Source organism: Streptomyces scopuliridis RB72, from assembly GCF_000718095.1.
In the GTDB taxonomy this organism is placed as follows: Bacteria; Actinomycetota; Actinomycetes; order Streptomycetales; family Streptomycetaceae; genus Streptomyces; species Streptomyces scopuliridis.
This window is the reverse complement of sequence record NZ_JOEI01000037.1, coordinates 14,138-28,762: the sequence shown is the minus strand read 5'-3', so window position 1 is coordinate 28,762 and position 14,625 is coordinate 14,138. Positions and strand designations below refer to the sequence as shown.

Sequence of the window (14,625 nt, the reverse complement as noted above, 5' to 3'; positions counted from 1 at the left end):
ACCCAGGAAGCACTCACCCGGGGAGACGGCGGCCTGGTTGCCACCGGCTCCCGGGCGGACCGTAGAGCTATGACCAACAACGACACGCCCCGCGACCCTCACCCGTACGTCGGGATGTGGGTGACCGCGGACGGATTCATCCGCCAGGAGCTGCTGCCGGACAGCCGCTACGACGAGGCCCGCGGCGACCACCGGAGCGCCTACACCGGCAGCTACACCGTCACCGGCAACCACATCGACTACGTCGACGACACCGGCTTCACCGCAACCGGCGACGTCCGCGACGGCGTCCTCTTCCACGAGCACCTGGTCCTCTACCGCGAGGGCGACGAGCACGCCCGGCGGGAGAACCGACCATAACCAAGATCCACCTGCTGGTGACCGCCTCCGTCACCTCGCGTGGGCCCCATCGGCGGTTTCTACGCCTGGCACAGCCAGCAGCCATTGACCACTGCCACCGCCCCGGCTGAGAGCGCGCCGACACCCGCATCCCGGCGCTCGACGCGTGCGGTGGGGCATCGGCACTCCTGGAGACGGGCCCGGGTCACGCGGTCACCTTGGCAATGAACGCGGCGAGGTTCGCCACGGTCCGCTGGACCTTCTCCTCCAGGGTGAGGGACTCGTGGAGGCGTGCGCCGATGCCCGCGTCCTTCTTCCCGCGTACATACAGGGAGCAGGCCAGGTCGCTGCACATGTAGACGCCGACCGAGTTGCCCTGCTGCCCGGCCTTCCCGGACCTCGGCGCGACCATCAGGGAGACGCCCCCGGTGTGGGTGGTCACGCACACCGAGCACATGCTGCGCCGCATCTGCCAGGAGCTGACGCCGGAGGAGCGCAGCTGGACGCCGACCGGGCGGCCGTCCAGTTCGGTCACGAGGTAGGCCCGGTCGGGGGCCTGGGGATCTCGCCAGCCCAGGAAGTCCAGGTCGTCCCAGCACTGCTCGGCCAGGTCGCGGGGGACGGTCAGGCGCTTGGCCTCGCCCTTGGTGCAGTTCACAAACGCGGTACGTATCTCTTGCTCAGCCAGTGGCTTCATAACGGACACGCTAATTTGCCTAATCGAGTTAGGCAAGTGCATAATCATCGCTGTCAGGGATGAGAAGCGATTCGGAGGATGAGCATGGTGCGGGTCGGACGGGTGGGACTGACCACGGAGCGCCTGGTCCGGGCGGGGGCGGAGCTGGCCGACGAGGTCGGCTTCGAGCAGGCGACCCCCGCGGAACTCGCCCGGCGGTTCGGTGTCAAGACCGCGAGCCTGTACTCGCACGTGAAGAACGCCCACGACCTCAAGACCAAGATCGCTCTGCTCGCCCTGGAGGAACTCGCCGACCAGGTCTCCACCGCGGTGGCCGGACGGGCCGGCAAAGACGCCCTCACCGCCTTCGCGAACGTCTACCGCGACTACGCCCTCAAGCACCCGGGGCGCTTCGCCGCAGCCCAGTTCCGGCTCGACCCGCAGACGGCGGCCGCCAGCGCAGGCGTCCGGCACGCCCAGATGACGCGGGCGATCCTGCGCGGATACAACCTGGCCGAACCGCACCAGACGCACGCGGTACGGCTGCTGGGCAGCGTCTTCAGCGGCTACGTCGGCCTGGAGACCGCCGGCGGCTTCAGCCACAGCGCCCCCGACTCGCAGGAGAGCTGGACCGAGATCCTCAACGCGCTCGACACTCTGCTGCGCACCTGGCCCACCACCTCCTGACCAACCCTTCCGGCCGCCTCCGCCAACCGGCCCTATTGATCCCCTATTGATCCCCTATTGATCGAAGAGACCGACGAGATGAACACCGAGCACGACTGGACCACCACTCCCATCACCGCCAGCCTCCTGCGCGGCGTCCTCGACCTGGAGCGCACCGAACGGGGCGTACTGCCCCACCGGTTGCCCGCGCGCGCCCGGCAGCAGATCCCCGACGGCCAGCTGGCCATGGCGGAATCACAGCCCTCCGGAGTGCGGCTGGCCTTCCGTACCCGGGCCACCGCCGTCGAACTGGACGTCGTGGCCACCAAACGGGTCTACGCCGGAGCGCCGCCACGCCCCGACGGGGTGTACGAGCTCCTCGTCGACGGGCGGCTCGCGGGCCGGGCCAGCGCGACCGAGGGCGACACGCTCACCATCGACATGGCCTCCGGGATCACACAAAACCGGCCCGGGCCGGTGGAGACCCTGCGCTTCACCGGCCTGCCGGACGACGAGAAGGACGTCGAGATCTGGCTGCCGCACGACGAGACCACCCAGCTGGCCGCCCTGCGCACCAACGCCCCCGTCCACACACCACCGCCCAGCGGCCGCAAGGTCTGGCTGCACCACGGCAGTTCGATCAGCCACGGCTCCAACGCCGCCACCCCAACCGGGATCTGGCCCGCCCTGGCCGCCGCTCTGGGCAAGGTGGAGCTGGTCAACATGGGCTTCGGCGGCAGCGCTCTGCTCGACCCGTTCACCGCCCGCACCATGCGCGACACCCCCGCCGACATGATCAGCGTCAAGATCGGCATCAACATCGTCAACACCGATCTGATGCGGCTGCGCGCGTTCGGCCCGGCCGTCCATGGTTTCCTCGACACCATCCGCGACGGCCACCCCTCCACCCCGCTGCTGGTCGTCTCGCCCATCTACTGCGCCATCCACGAGAACACACCCGGACCCAGCGCCCTGGACCCCAGCGCGATGAGCGAAGGGCGGCTGCGGTTCGTGGCCACCGGCGATCCCGCGCAGAGCGCCGCCGGGAAACTGACCCTCACCGTGATCCGGGACGAGCTGGCCCGCATCGTCCAGCAGCGTGCCGCCACCGACCCGAACCTGCACTACCTCCACGGCCTCGACCTCTACGGCGAGGCCGACCACGCCGAACTGCCGCTGCCCGACGGCCTGCACCCGGACCCCGCCACCCACCAGCGCATCGGCGAACGCTTCGCCCGCCTCGCCTTCGGCGGCCGCCCTTTCACCATGGAGAACCACTGACCGGCTGTCGGACAGGAAGAACGCGCCAGCGCGCCCCGCAGGCATTCGGAGTGGCGTGTGGATGCCGCACGCCCCAGACCAGTGAACCCTGACAGGGGCTTCTCCGACTCACCAGCGCGGGCGACCCCATACGTCTCCGGCGCTATGGCGAGCGACTCGCTCTGTCACTCACGCCCTGGAAGCGGTAGGTCCGGAAAGTGGCGCAGCGCGTCCAGCACGGCGCGCACCGCCGCGCGGGGTGGCGAGCCGCGACGGATTGCCGCCGTGATGGTACGTGTCACCGGAGTCGCGAGTTCCCTGGTGGCGACGCGGTAACGGCGGTCGACCGCCAGGCCGGGCAGCAGTGCGATCGACAGCCCGGCCTCGACGTGCTGCAGGGTCATCATGTAGTTGCTGAACCGGCACACCACCCGCGGCTCGAACCCCGACTGACGGCACAGCCGTTGGGCGAGATTCGCCATGTACGACTGTGGCATGTCGAACGCCCACGGCTCGTCCGCGTAGGCCGCGAGCTCCGCGGCGCCACGCCCGGCCGCAGGATGCCCGGGCGGAACCACCAGCAAGATCGGGTCCTTGGCCAGCGGTACGAGGTCGAGGTCCGGCCCCAACGGCAGTTCGTCAAAGTCCGTGGTCGTGATGACGATGTCCACGTCGCCGACCCGCAGCGCGGGCACGCTCTCGTGCGGCTCCAGCTCAAGCAGCTCGATCTCAAGGTGCGGATGCTCGCGCACCAGCCGGGTCACCGCCGGCACGGCCGTGGAGTGGATCGCGCTCTGGAACGCACCCAGCCGCACCAGCCCGGCCGGTTCGTCGCCGAACCCGCGCAGCTCCGTCTCGACGCTGTCCATGTGATCGAGGATGGCCCGCGCCCGACGCGCGAGGATCAGCCCGGCCGAGGTCAGCCGTACCCGGCGTCCCGTTCGCTCAAGAAGCTGTGTGCGCGTCTCGGCCTCAAGCACGGCGAGCTGCTGGGACACACTCGACGGGCTCAGGTTTGCGGCCTGGGCGACCGCCCGGACGGTGCCCAGTGTGTCCAGCTGGCTCAGCAGCCGGAGCCTCCAGGGGTTCATCATGCCCCCATCCTTGTGCGATTTTACCGAACAGGACAGCCGGAATTGTGAGATGGACGTGTCCCTCAAGGCGACTTACCGTCACAGACATGGCTGCTTCGACTACCGCCCCGCCGTCCACCGAAACCTTCTGGACCGATGCCGAGAGGCACCTCGTCCGCTACGGCGGCGAGTTCACCCGGGAGATCATCGACCGCGCCGCCGGCAGTTTCCTGTTCACCGCGGACGGCCGGAAGATCCTCGACTTCACCTCCGGCCAGATGAGCGCGATCCTCGGCCACTCGCACCCGGCGATTGTCGCGACCGTCCAGCGGCAGGTCGCGACCCTCGACCACCTCTACAGCGGCATGCTCAGCCGTCCGGTGGTCGACCTTGCCCGGCGGCTTGCCGACACGTTGCCCGCGCCGCTGGAGAAGGCGCTGCTGCTGACGACCGGAGCCGAGTCCAACGAAGCCGCGATCCGGATGGCCAAGCTTGTCACCGGCAGGCACGAGATCGTCTCGTTCGCGCGGTCCTGGCACGGGATGACGCAGGCCGCCGCGTCCGCCACCTACAGCGCGGGGCGCAAGGGTTACGGCCCGGCCGCGCCAGGCAACTTCGCCATCCCCGTGCCGAACGTGTACCGGCCCGACTTCACCGCGGCCGACGGTTCGCTGGACTGGCGCCGCCAGCTGGACTTCGCCTTCGACCTGATCGACGCCCAGTCGACCGGCAGTCTGGCCGCGTGCCTCGTCGAACCGATTCTCAGCTCGGGCGGAATCATCGAGCCGCCGGCCGGGTATTTCGCGGCTCTGCGGGACAAGTGCCGGGAACGCGGCATGCTGCTGATCCTCGACGAGGCCCAGACCGGACTGTGCCGCACCGGGACCTGGTACGCGTTCGAGCGCGATGGCGTTGTCCCCGACATCCTCACGCTGTCCAAGACGCTTGGTGCGGGACTTCCCCTCGCGGCCGTGGTGACCAGCGCCGAGATCGAGCAGGAGGCGTACGAGCGCGGGTTCCTGTTCTTCACCACGCACGTCGCCGACCCGCTGGTGGCCGCGGTCGGCAACACCGTCCTCGACGTCCTGACCGGCGACAGGCTCGATGAGCGGGCGCGATCGCTCGGCGCGTTCCTGCGCCAGGGTCTGTCGGACATCGCCGGGCGCCACGAGGTCGTCGGCGACATCCGCGGCCGGGGCCTGCTGGCCGGGCTCGAACTCGTCGTCGACCGAGAGACCAAGCAGAGCTCGGACGAGCTGGGCGCGCGGATCACCCGGCGCTGTCTACAACTCGGCCTGCACATGAACATCGTCCAACTCCCCGGCATGGGCGGAGTCTTCCGGATCGCACCGCCGCTGACGGCCACCGAGGACGAGCTCGAACTCGGCTTGACGATTCTGGATGAGGCGATCGGCAACGCCTGCGCCGTCCTCTGATCATGCTGCTGGTGCTGGTGCTGGTCGTCGTACGGTGGCGGCTCTACGACGGGGACCACACCAGCTGTCACAGTGCCCTGGCAGACTGCCCGCTTCATGCTCCAGCCGGGCGGGCCGGTGGGGCAGCCGCGGGTGGACCCCGGTTCCACGCCTGCGTGACGGCCTTGCCGTGGTTCGCCGTGGCCGTTCGGGTCGTGACCACGGGTTCGGGCGCATGTCTCCGGCTTGGCGAAGCGGAACTCTGGACCATGCTCGGGCAGCCGACCGCCCTTCGGGACGTAGACCCGTGGCGGCTCGGTAACCGCATGACACGGTCGCCGCGGATCCGCCCGACCAGCTCGACGGGAAGGTGTCGCGGGACCCAGGCGAGACGGGCGACGTCGTATCCGGCGTCGGTCACGATGACGATGTCCGGGTCGCCGGGCTGCCACCGGCCCGCTGCGATGAGTACGGCCGGACCGGAATGAACTGCGAGGCCGTCTTCGCGCGGCCGTAGATGTGGCGGAACAGCCGGTCCGGCGAGCACGGCGCGTCCGACCGCAGCCACTGCGGGACGTCCACCGCCAGTACCAGGCGTGCGTCCGGAAACCGGGGCGGTAACAGGCCGGCCAGCCATGTTCGTAGCCGGTCCACATCGATCCGACCGTGGTTGAGGCCGTCATACATCGTGCCGTGCCCACGCGGGTGTTCGGAACCGGCCTGGCCGCGCACCCACCCCGTCTTCCCGTCTTGAGGGGCACAGAACCGCCGTACGCCGTACGTGCCCCTGAGGCTGCTACTCGCCGGCGGTCTTCGGCTCGCTCATCCGTCGGGCGGCCTCGACAACTGCCGAGCGATGCAGGTCCAGCCGCCGCGGCGACCAGGACTGGCTGACCTCCTTGGGGTCGACGCCCTCGGCGGCCCAGAACCACGCCTGGGCCGCCGCGAGAACCATGGTCAGGAGATCGGCAGGCTCCATCTCCCCTGCGACCTCGCCACGCTGCTGCGCGTCGGCCACTTCGGCGGTCTTGAGTCGGAAGGCGTCCGGTTCGAGTCCGCTGGCGGAGGGACGCTCCAGCAGTTTCCATAGGCGCAGGCGCATCAGGTCCGGCCGGGCGACGAGGTGGTCGAAGATCGCACCTGCGTATCCGGGCAGGTCATCGACGTCGAACGGCACCGACTCGGCGCCCGCCGTCATCGCCCGTTGCAAAACCGCGTCGAACAGCTGCTCTTTGTTGCCGAAGTAGACGTAGATCAGCCGCTTGTTCGCCCCTGCGGCCTCCGCGATCCGGTCCACTCGGGCACCGGCGATGCCGTGGGCGGCGAATTCGGTGAAGGCGGCGTCGAGCAGCCGGGCCTTGGTGGCGCTGGAGTCCCGTGGCATGCCTGCCATCCTAGCAAGTAACTATCTAGTTATTGACACGGGTGCCGCACAGGCCTACGTTATGCAACTATCCAGTTAGTTACTGAATGAGGGAACCCCTATGGAACACCGCACACTGGGCGGCCAGGGCCTGACCGTCGGAGCCCAAGGCCTCGGCTGCATGGGTATGAGCGCGTTCTACGGCACCGCCGACGAGACCGAGTCGCTGGCCACCATCGACCGCGCGCTGGAGCTCGGCGTCACCCTGCTGGACACCGCCGAGAGCTACGGCCCCTTCATCAATGAGCAGCTCCTCGGCAAGGCGCTGGCAGGACGCCGCGAGGCCGCCGTGGTCGCGACCAAGACCGGCATCGAGATCACCGACGACGGCCGGTTGCTCGGTCTCAACGGCCGACCCGAGTACGTCCGCCGGGCCCTCGAACGCTCGCTGCGGCATCTGGGCACCGACCACGTCGACCTGTACTACCTGCACCGCATCGACCCCAAGACGCCCATCGAGGAAACCGTCGGCGCCCTGGCCGAGCTGGTCACCGAAGGCAAGATCCGCCACATCGGCCTCTGCGAGGCCTCCGCGCAGACCATCCGGCGTGCCCACGCCGTCCACCCGCTCACCGCGGTCCAGACCGAGTATTCACTTTTCGAGCGCGGCATCGAACAGGACGGGGTGCGCGACACGCTGCAGGAGCTGGGGATCGGCCTGGTCGCCTATTCCCCGCTGGGGCGCGGCTTCCTGTCCGGCGCTATCACCAGCCCCGACGACTTCGCCGAGGACGACTGGCGCCGGACCGATCCCCGGTTCCAGGGCGAGAACTTCGACCGCAACCTGGACGTCGTCCGCGAGGTCCGCCGCATCGCCTCCGACAAGAACGTCGCGCCCTCCCAGCTGGCGCTCGCCTGGGTCCTGCACCAAGGCGCCGTCGCCATCCCCGGCACCAAGCGGCGCCGCTACGTCGAGGAGAACGTCGCCGCGACCGAGGTGACGCTGACCAGCGACGACATCGCCGCGATCGAAGCGGTCGCCCCGCACGGCGTGGTCACCGGCGACCGCTACGCACCCGAGCTAATGGAGGCGCTCAACGGCTGAGACCCGACCGGACATGCCGTCCCGGGTGCGGCCCGGCCGCGCCCTGCGACCAACCCCCATCTCCGAGGCGCCGAACGCGATCGGCAAGTGAGCCGCACACCTCGCGGCCCTCGGTTCTCTCACGTCAGGAGACGCACCTCATGTCCGTACCTCAGACACCCCACGTGTTCGGGGCAAGCACAACCGCCGCCGAGGTCATCGACGGCGTCGATCTGCACGGCCGCCGAGCCGTGGTGACCGGAGCCGGCTCCGGAATCGGGGTCGAGACGGCCCGGGCGCTCGCCGCAGCGGGCGCCGACGTCACCCTGGCCGTGCGGGACACCGGCGCGGGTGCCCGCGTGGCGGCGCGCCTGGAAGCAGAACTGCCGCCCGAATCTGGACAGTTGACAGTGGGGCGGCTCGACCTGGCCGACCGGTCGACGGTCGCGGCGTTCGTGGCCGCCTGGCGCGGCCCGTTGCACATCCTGGTCGGCAATGCCGGAGTGATGGCCCCGCCGGAACTCACCCGCACACCTGACGGCCGGGAAACGCAGTTCGCCGTCAACCACCTGGGCCACTTCGCCCTCGCCGTCGGTCTCCACCCGGCACTCGCGGCGTCGGACGGCGCACGGATCGTCTCGGTGAGTTCCATCGGTCACCTCTTCTCACCGGTCGTCTTCGATGACCTGGACTATCGCTTCCGCCCCTACGACCCATGGACCTCCTACGGGCAGTCGAAGACCGCCAACGCCCTGTTCGCCGTCGGGGCCGCCGAGCGATGGGCCGACGACGGCATCACCGCCAACGCTCTGATGCCGGGCAACGTCGGCGAGACGTCCCTGGCCCGGCACATGAACCCACATCAGGTGGCCGACTTCATCGCCTCGGGCGAACTCGCACTGCCACCGCAGAAGACTGTGCGGCAGGGCGCCGCGACCTCGGTGCTGTTGGCCGCCTCGCCCACGGTGGAGGGCACCACCGGCCGCTATTTCGAGGACTGTGCGCAGGCCGAGCCGGTCGCCGAGCGAGCCGGTGCCATCGCCGGCGTCGCGCCGTACGCCCTGGACCGGGAGAACGCGGCCCGGCTGTGGGCCCTGTCCGAGGCTCTCGTCCGTTAGCGTTCCGGGAAATCGGGACGTCTCCTGGATCTCCGGGAGCCGGTCATGCGCTTGGTACGACTCACGCTCGCGCCGACAGCAGGGCTCGCTGTCAATTGTTAAGTGTCATCGCGGGTCACCGGCCCGACCGGTGTCGGCTCGTGCCCCTCCGCCTTCGCGCCGATGACCACTTCGCGAGCGTCCCGGTACTCGTCACAGAAGCCGCCTGCGATCTGTGCTCGTCCGCCGCAACCGCAGAAGTGGCGAACTCGCCTTCTAGCCGGTGCCTCGTCGATGAGCTGGGCGATACGCCGGATACCGGCGAGGGACTTGATCTGCTGGGACTTGGGAACGGCCACGGCGTAGCCCAGGCCGTACTGTGCCAGGCGGCGGCGGAAGTTCCAGTCCTGGCCACGTCGCCCTTGGTGGCGAACCCGCGCCCCTCGGGGATCTTCGCCGCCCGTACCGATCACGTTCCCCCGTCCAGGCTTTGGGCAGGTAGAGCTCCCAAGAACTCGTCTCGTTTGGGCGGCAGTTTCGAGCCCGACCGCTCACCGCCGATCGGCGCGTCCGCGGAAATTCCCTCGCGTTGTGGCCGGAACGGGCTGAGACTCGTCTCATGACTGACATAGGGGCGTTCCGGGACGCGGTCACCGCGTGGGCGGCGGGTGGCCCCGGCGACCCCGCGCACGAGCTGGCCGCGCGGCTGTCCGTCCGGGCGGCGGTCCTGCTCGAAGGGCCGAGCGACGTCGCGGCGGTCAACGCGCTGGCAGAGAGCCAGGGCCGGGACCTGGCGGGCGAAGGGGTCTGCGTCCTGGCGATCGGCGGTGCGATGAGCGTCGGGCGCTACGCCCGACTCCTCGGTTCACCCGGTCTGGGCCTCCGCCTCACGGGACTGTGCGACGAGGCGGAGCGGCCCTACTACGCACGCGGTTTCGAACGGGTCGGTGCGGCACAGCAAGGCTTCTTCGTCTGCGCGGCGGATCTGGAAGACGAGCTCATCCGCGTGCTGGGCGTGACACGGGTGGAGGAGCTCGTCCGGGCGGAAGGCGACCTGCGTGCCCTGCAGACCTTCCTGCGCCAGCCCGCACAGCAGGGCCGCGCCCCACAGCAGCAGTTCAGGCGCTTCCTCGGAACGAAGAAGGGGCGCAAGATCCGCTACGGCCGCGTCCTCGTCGAGGCCCTCGCCCCCGACCGAGTCCCAGCCCCACTCGACGGCCTGCTCTCCAGCCTCTGACCGCTGGGCGACGTCGATCCCGGCAGAAACGACGCGCATCCCAGCCCCGGCGGTCAGGCGGTCAGGCGGTCAGGCCGCGGGGGCAGATCAGAGCGGCGGCTACGGCGGCAAACGCCAGGAAGTGTTCGGCCTTGCGGCGTCCCGTGCGGCCGGCGGCCAGAGGCGACCGTGCCGCGTTCGAGAAGCTGGAGCGGCGGCAGCCGTCGGATCGAGAGGGAAGCCGTGGGCGTCGCGCCGTCGCTGTCCAGGGACGGTGTGGGCTTCGCCCCGCACACGAACGTCCTGCCCGTCTGCAGACGCGGCGGGGATCGCGCCGCAGCCTTACGTCTGGGAGGTTCAGGCAACCGGGTTGAAGGTCAAGGTTGGCAAGAACCTCATGGCGGTGGACGGGCTCGACCTGTCGCTCGGCAAGGGGGGCACGGCCTGCTCGGCCCCAACGGAGCCGGTAAGACGACTCTGATCCGGACGATGGCCACAGTGCGGCGCCCGACGGAAGGCACCCTGGAACTCCTCGGTGAGTCCATGGCCGGTCTGAGCGAGCACCGTGCGCTACGCCGCCGGATCGGTTACCTGCAGGTACCTGCCTCGCTCACCGCGGTGCTGTTCGGCGCGGTGCTGGTGTGGGCACTGGCCCAGGGCGGCGGTGGGGAGCCCGGGAAGTCGGGGTCGGCCGCGCCGGCCGTCACCGCGGGGGCGATGATGGCCTCGTCCGGGCTCGCCTGACAGGACCTCGCGCTGGACCGGACCGCCGCGATCCGCTGGACGGCTCGCAGGGCGGGGGACGTCCTGCTCGCAGGCGCGGTCATCGCCGCGGCACTGCTGGGGGTGCGGACACTGCGAACTGACCTGGCTACCGCGGAGTTCATCGTCCGGGACAGCGCCGGGCTGACGGGGCTCGCGGCCCTGGGCCGGTGGTGGGCGGACGGCAGTACGCGTGGACCCTGCCGGCCGGCTGGTTCGCGTTCGCGTACTTCGCTCCGCCCGCGACGAGCAAGGCGATGCAGGCGGCGACCTGGATGATGCTGCCGCCCGACGCCGCGACGGGCATCCGGTCGGCCGCCGCTCGCGGTCGCCGGCATCGTGGCCTACGCCGTCGCGGGACCGAGGCGCCAGCCCGGCCGGCAGGCCCCGATCAAAGGAGGGCGAGACACCGCCCCCGTACCGCTTCGCGCTTCAGCCGATGTGGCAGCGCCCGGTACGCGGTCTCGGTGGCGTGGAGCCGTGGTTCCTGGGACGGCGTACCTCCTGACCGAGCGGGGCCCACTCGGCCGGGTCAATCCGTGCCCGGCCGCTGTTGCGCGGTCGGTCTGCCCGATGTTGGGTGAGGGGGACCCGCCGCTCCGTGAATTCGTCCGTCGGCGGTCCGCCCGACACCCTGGATTCCACCGTCGAATCAAGGTGGTGCACCGTGGAAATACCCGAAGGGATCGACCACAGTCGTCGACAATTCCTTGGTGCGGCGGCCGGAGCCGTTGCCGCCACCCAGATCGGCATGTCAGGTTCCGCGCACGCCGATTCCGGCGGGAAGGAGCCGCCGGTCCCGTCGACGGCACCCACATCCTTCGGCCCCCTGAAGCAGATCAATGCCGGTGTGCTGAATCTCGGATACGTCGAGGTGGGTCCCGTCGGTGGTCGCGCTGTCATCCTTCTGCACGGCTGGCCCTATGACATTCACAGTTATGTCGAGGTCGCACCTTTGCTTGCGGCGGAGGGCTACCGGGTGGTCGTCCCCTACCTGCGCGGCCACGGTACGACGCGCTTTCTTTCGCGTACGACGTTCCGGAACGCCCAGCAGTCGGTGTTCGCCGTCGACATCCTCGATCTGATGGACGCCCTCAAGATCGAGAAGGCGATCCTCGCCGGTTATGACTGGGGATCACGGACGGCCGACATCATCGCGGCGCTCTGGCCGGAACGCTGCAAGGCCCTGGTCTCCGTGACCGGCTATCTGATCACCAACCGTGAGGCCAACAAGCGGCCGTTGCCGCCGAAGGACGAGTGGGCCTGGTGGTATCAGTACTACTTCGCCACCGAAAGGGGCGTGCTCGGACTCGATGAATACCGGCACGATCTGGGGCGGCTCGTCTGGAAGTTCAACTCCCCGACATGGGACTTCGACGAGGCGACGTACGATCGCACCGCGCAGGCCTTCGACAATCCGGACTACGCGGCAATCGTGATCGACAACTACCGCTGGCGGCTGAGCCTGGCAAAAGGCGACCCCCAATATGACGGTCTCGAAAAGCGGCTCGCCAAGGCCCCGGTCATCGGGGTCCCCACGATCACCATTGATGGTGAATACGATCCGTTTACGCCCCCCGGAAACGGCGCGTCCTACCGTGACAAGTTCTCGGGAAAATACGCGCATCGGACGCTGAAGGTCGGCCACAACGTCCCGCAGGAGGCGCCCGAGGCCTTCGCCGAAGCCGTTGTCGCCGTGGACGGTTTCTGATCGCGCCCCGCCGGAAGGGGCCATTCGCCTGGCCCTACGGGGTGGAAGGCTTGCCCGCGGCTACCGCTACGGCTGGTGACCGCCATGATGGCCTCTTGCGCTCAGCGCGCCTTGGGCAACGCGCCGGAGGGCGGCGCCCCTTCCCTCGCGCCGGCCGGCTGCGCAGGGTCGTGGTCGCCACGATGTTCCGGTAGTCGACGCTTGAGATGCGGCGGGCGCGCGCGGAAGGCAACTTCCCGGGTGGCCGGGGCCGCAGGGCGGGGACGAAGATGAACCGCAGTCGCGGTGACCGCGAAGACGAACCGGTCGAAGGCCGCACCGCGGACGCACGCCGGGGTTGGATCATGGTCCGCGTCCTGCGGCGCATCCTCACGCCGACCAGCGCGATCTGGCACAACGACCAGACCGGCCGGCCCTTCATGCGCACCCTGACCGCCTACGGCGAACCCCCACCAGGATCGTCAACCATGGGTTGACACCCAATCGACTGTCAACCTAGGGTTGCCTCATGGTGGAACCGACTCAGGTAAACAATCCCGTCCGCCTCGACGACCTCATCGAGGCGATCAAGAAGGTGCACGGCGACGCTCTCGATCAGCTCCAGAGCGCTGTCGTCGCCGCTGACCATCTCGGCGAAGTGGCCGACCACCTCATCGGCCACTTCGTCGACCAGGCCCGCCGCTCCGGCGCCTCATGGACCGAGATCGGCAAGTCCATGGGTGTCACGCGGCAGGCCGCCCAGAAGCGGTTCGTGACGAAGGACGAGCCGGCACCCGACGCGAACCAGGACTTCGGCAGGTTCACGCCGCGGGCCAGGAGCGCTGTCGTCGCGTCCCAGAACAAGGCCCGCGAAGGTGGTCACACGCAGATCGGCACAGGGCATCTCGCGCTCGGCCTGCTCGACGACCCGGAGGGGCTGGCCGCACAGGTGCTCGTCGCTCAGGGCGTACGGCTGGAGACGGTCGGGGAGGCCGTGGCCGAGGCACTGCCGGAGCCTTCCGGTGAGCCCGTACCCGACCTCGTGCCCTTCGACGCCCGGGCGAAGAAGGCCCTTGAGCTCACCTTCCGCGAGGCACTGCGGCTGGGCCACAACTACATCGGCACGGAGCACCTGTTGCTGGCGCTGCTGGAACAGGAGGACGGAGAGGGCGTGCTCAGCGGGCTCGGCCTCGACAAGACGAGCACCGAGGAGCACGTGTCCGCCGCCCTGAGGGCAATCAGGGAGAAGCTCCAGGAGTAACAGTGGCGCACCGGCCCGCCCGTGCCCGGCGGACCGGTGCCGCGGGCAGTCCCGCGACCTCCGGAAAGAACCCCAAATCGAGGGAGCGGGCTTACGGGTTCCTGGTCTGGGGTGGGTCAGCTCCGGCAGTCGCAGCCGGCCGTCGGCGTGGCTGCGGTCACCGCGCCGGGCTGGGCGGTGTTGGGCTTCATGGCCCGGACGATGGCGGAGTGCATGCCGTCGGCGACTGCGTGGTCCGGGTGAACTCAACGTCCGTGAATCCGGCCTCCGACAGCCCGTCGCGGTATTCGGCGAAGGAGAGCGCGCCCGCGATGCAGCCGACGTAGTCGCCGCGCTCGGCCCGCTGGGCCGGGGTGAGTTCTTCTCTGAACTACCGAGCCTTAACTTGGGGTGTCGCAGCCGCTGACAGGGCTTGATCCTCTCGGTACGCTGCCGCCTTGGTGAACTGGCTCCGCACACCACCTGCGTGGAGGCTTCGCCGCTCGGCGAGCACGCCGTGGTCACCGGAGCCGGACGTCCGGCCCTGGACGCCGCGGACACGCACTACCTCGCTCCGCTTCGACCAGCTTCCACCGCTCAGGCGGGCGCGGAGTGCGTCACTCTTTGACACAGGCATATTCGCGGCAGATTAACGGCAAGGGTCGCCTCCCGTCGGCCCGACTTCGTGGCGGCGCTTGGTGCCGGGGGTTGGCGTCCCTGATTGAGGGCATGATCCATGGCTTG

At 69.4% G+C, this 14,625-nt stretch carries 16 protein-coding genes and 3 pseudogenes; 12 read left to right on the top strand and 7 right to left on the bottom strand.

What is annotated here, in order from left to right; translation table 11 throughout:
* Positions 1–69: 69 nt before the first annotated feature.
* Complete coding sequence (locus IF11_RS0133725) at positions 70–360, top strand: Atu4866 domain-containing protein (protein WP_030355609.1); 291 nt, start codon at positions 70–72, stop codon at positions 358–360.
* Between the two features lie 184 nt (positions 361–544).
* Here the strand turns inward: IF11_RS0133725 and IF11_RS0133720 are convergent, their stop codons facing one another.
* A complete protein-coding gene (locus IF11_RS0133720; protein ID WP_030355608.1) occupies positions 545–1,036 on the bottom strand; it encodes an FBP domain-containing protein in 492 nt (163 codons plus the stop codon).
* Positions 1,037–1,120: 84 nt separating this feature from the next.
* Here IF11_RS0133720 and IF11_RS0133715 point away from each other — a divergent pair, with 84 nt between their 5' ends.
* Positions 1,121–1,702: a TetR/AcrR family transcriptional regulator gene (locus IF11_RS0133715; RefSeq protein WP_030355607.1), complete on the top strand. Its 582-nt coding sequence runs from the start codon at positions 1,121–1,123 to the stop codon at positions 1,700–1,702.
* A gap of 78 nt (positions 1,703–1,780) precedes the next feature.
* A complete protein-coding gene (locus IF11_RS0133710) occupies positions 1,781–2,962 on the top strand; it encodes an SGNH/GDSL hydrolase family protein (RefSeq protein WP_030355606.1) in 1,182 nt (393 codons plus the stop codon).
* Positions 2,963–3,126: 164 nt separating this feature from the next.
* Here the strand turns inward: IF11_RS0133710 and IF11_RS0133705 are convergent, their stop codons facing one another.
* The gene (locus IF11_RS0133705) at positions 3,127–4,035 is read right to left on the bottom strand and encodes a LysR family transcriptional regulator (protein ID WP_030355605.1); all 909 of its coding nucleotides are present in this window, start codon (positions 4,033–4,035) and stop codon (positions 3,127–3,129) included.
* An 86-nt stretch (positions 4,036–4,121) separates the two neighbouring features.
* Between IF11_RS0133705 and IF11_RS0133700 the strand changes: the two genes are divergently transcribed.
* Positions 4,122–5,450, top strand: a complete 1,329-nt coding sequence (locus IF11_RS0133700; protein ID WP_030355604.1) for an aspartate aminotransferase family protein — start codon at positions 4,122–4,124, stop codon at positions 5,448–5,450.
* 94 nt (positions 5,451–5,544) lie between these two features.
* Here the strand turns inward: IF11_RS0133700 and IF11_RS43330 are convergent, their stop codons facing one another.
* From IF11_RS43330 to IF11_RS0133690, 3 genes are all read right to left on the bottom strand, one after another.
* Positions 5,545–5,850: a transposase gene (locus tag IF11_RS43330; RefSeq protein WP_420894551.1), complete on the bottom strand. Its 306-nt coding sequence runs from the start codon at positions 5,848–5,850 to the stop codon at positions 5,545–5,547.
* A complete protein-coding gene (locus IF11_RS43325; RefSeq protein WP_051746432.1) occupies positions 5,847–6,161 on the bottom strand; it encodes a transposase in 315 nt (104 codons plus the stop codon). The genes IF11_RS43330 and IF11_RS43325 overlap by 4 nt, the downstream gene beginning before the upstream one ends.
* A 64-nt stretch (positions 6,162–6,225) precedes the next feature.
* On the bottom strand, positions 6,226–6,813 hold the full coding sequence (locus tag IF11_RS0133690) for a TetR/AcrR family transcriptional regulator (RefSeq protein ID WP_078491047.1): 588 nt from the start codon (positions 6,811–6,813) through the stop codon (positions 6,226–6,228).
* Between the two features lie 100 nt (positions 6,814–6,913).
* On the opposite strand from IF11_RS0133690, the gene IF11_RS0133685 reads away from it, so the two are divergent.
* Both IF11_RS0133685 and IF11_RS0133680 read left to right on the top strand, forming a co-directional pair.
* Entirely contained in the window at positions 6,914–7,897 is a 984-nt protein-coding gene (locus IF11_RS0133685; protein WP_030355602.1) for an aldo/keto reductase, read from the top strand.
* A 140-nt stretch (positions 7,898–8,037) separates the two neighbouring features.
* Complete coding sequence (locus IF11_RS0133680) at positions 8,038–8,994, top strand: SDR family NAD(P)-dependent oxidoreductase (protein ID WP_030355601.1); 957 nt, start codon at positions 8,038–8,040, stop codon at positions 8,992–8,994.
* Positions 8,995–9,092: 98 nt separating this feature from the next.
* Here IF11_RS0133680 and IF11_RS41115 read toward each other — a convergent pair whose 3' ends face one another.
* Positions 9,093–9,446, bottom strand: coding sequence for a hypothetical protein (locus tag IF11_RS41115; RefSeq protein ID WP_133243172.1), 354 nt, complete (start codon positions 9,444–9,446; stop codon positions 9,093–9,095).
* Positions 9,447–9,592: 146 nt separating this feature from the next.
* Here IF11_RS41115 and IF11_RS0133675 point away from each other — a divergent pair, with 146 nt between their 5' ends.
* The 6 genes and pseudogenes from IF11_RS0133675 (at position 9,593) to IF11_RS0133655 (ending at position 13,902) form a co-directional block, all read left to right on the top strand.
* On the top strand, positions 9,593–10,210 hold the full coding sequence (locus tag IF11_RS0133675; protein ID WP_030355600.1) for a TOPRIM nucleotidyl transferase/hydrolase domain-containing protein: 618 nt from the start codon (positions 9,593–9,595) through the stop codon (positions 10,208–10,210).
* A 253-nt stretch (positions 10,211–10,463) separates the two neighbouring features.
* Positions 10,464–10,783 (top strand): annotated as a pseudogene (locus IF11_RS42535) (ATP-binding cassette domain-containing protein); the annotation flags it as partial.
* Between the two features lie 559 nt (positions 10,784–11,342).
* A pseudogene (locus IF11_RS42525) lies at positions 11,343–11,459 on the top strand (adenylate/guanylate cyclase domain-containing protein); the annotation flags it as partial.
* Between the two features lie 159 nt (positions 11,460–11,618).
* On the top strand, positions 11,619–12,662 hold the full coding sequence (locus IF11_RS0133665) for an alpha/beta fold hydrolase (protein ID WP_030355599.1): 1,044 nt from the start codon (positions 11,619–11,621) through the stop codon (positions 12,660–12,662).
* A gap of 269 nt (positions 12,663–12,931) precedes the next feature.
* Complete coding sequence (locus IF11_RS0133660; RefSeq protein WP_116640972.1) at positions 12,932–13,138, top strand: hypothetical protein; 207 nt, start codon at positions 12,932–12,934, stop codon at positions 13,136–13,138.
* A 32-nt stretch (positions 13,139–13,170) separates the two neighbouring features.
* Complete coding sequence (locus IF11_RS0133655) at positions 13,171–13,902, top strand: Clp protease N-terminal domain-containing protein (protein WP_030355597.1); 732 nt, start codon at positions 13,171–13,173, stop codon at positions 13,900–13,902.
* Between the two features lie 116 nt (positions 13,903–14,018).
* Here the strand turns inward: IF11_RS0133655 and IF11_RS42520 are convergent.
* Positions 14,019–14,266 (bottom strand): annotated as a pseudogene (locus IF11_RS42520) (arsenite S-adenosylmethyltransferase); the annotation flags it as partial.
* Between the last annotated feature and the right edge of the window lie 359 nt (positions 14,267–14,625).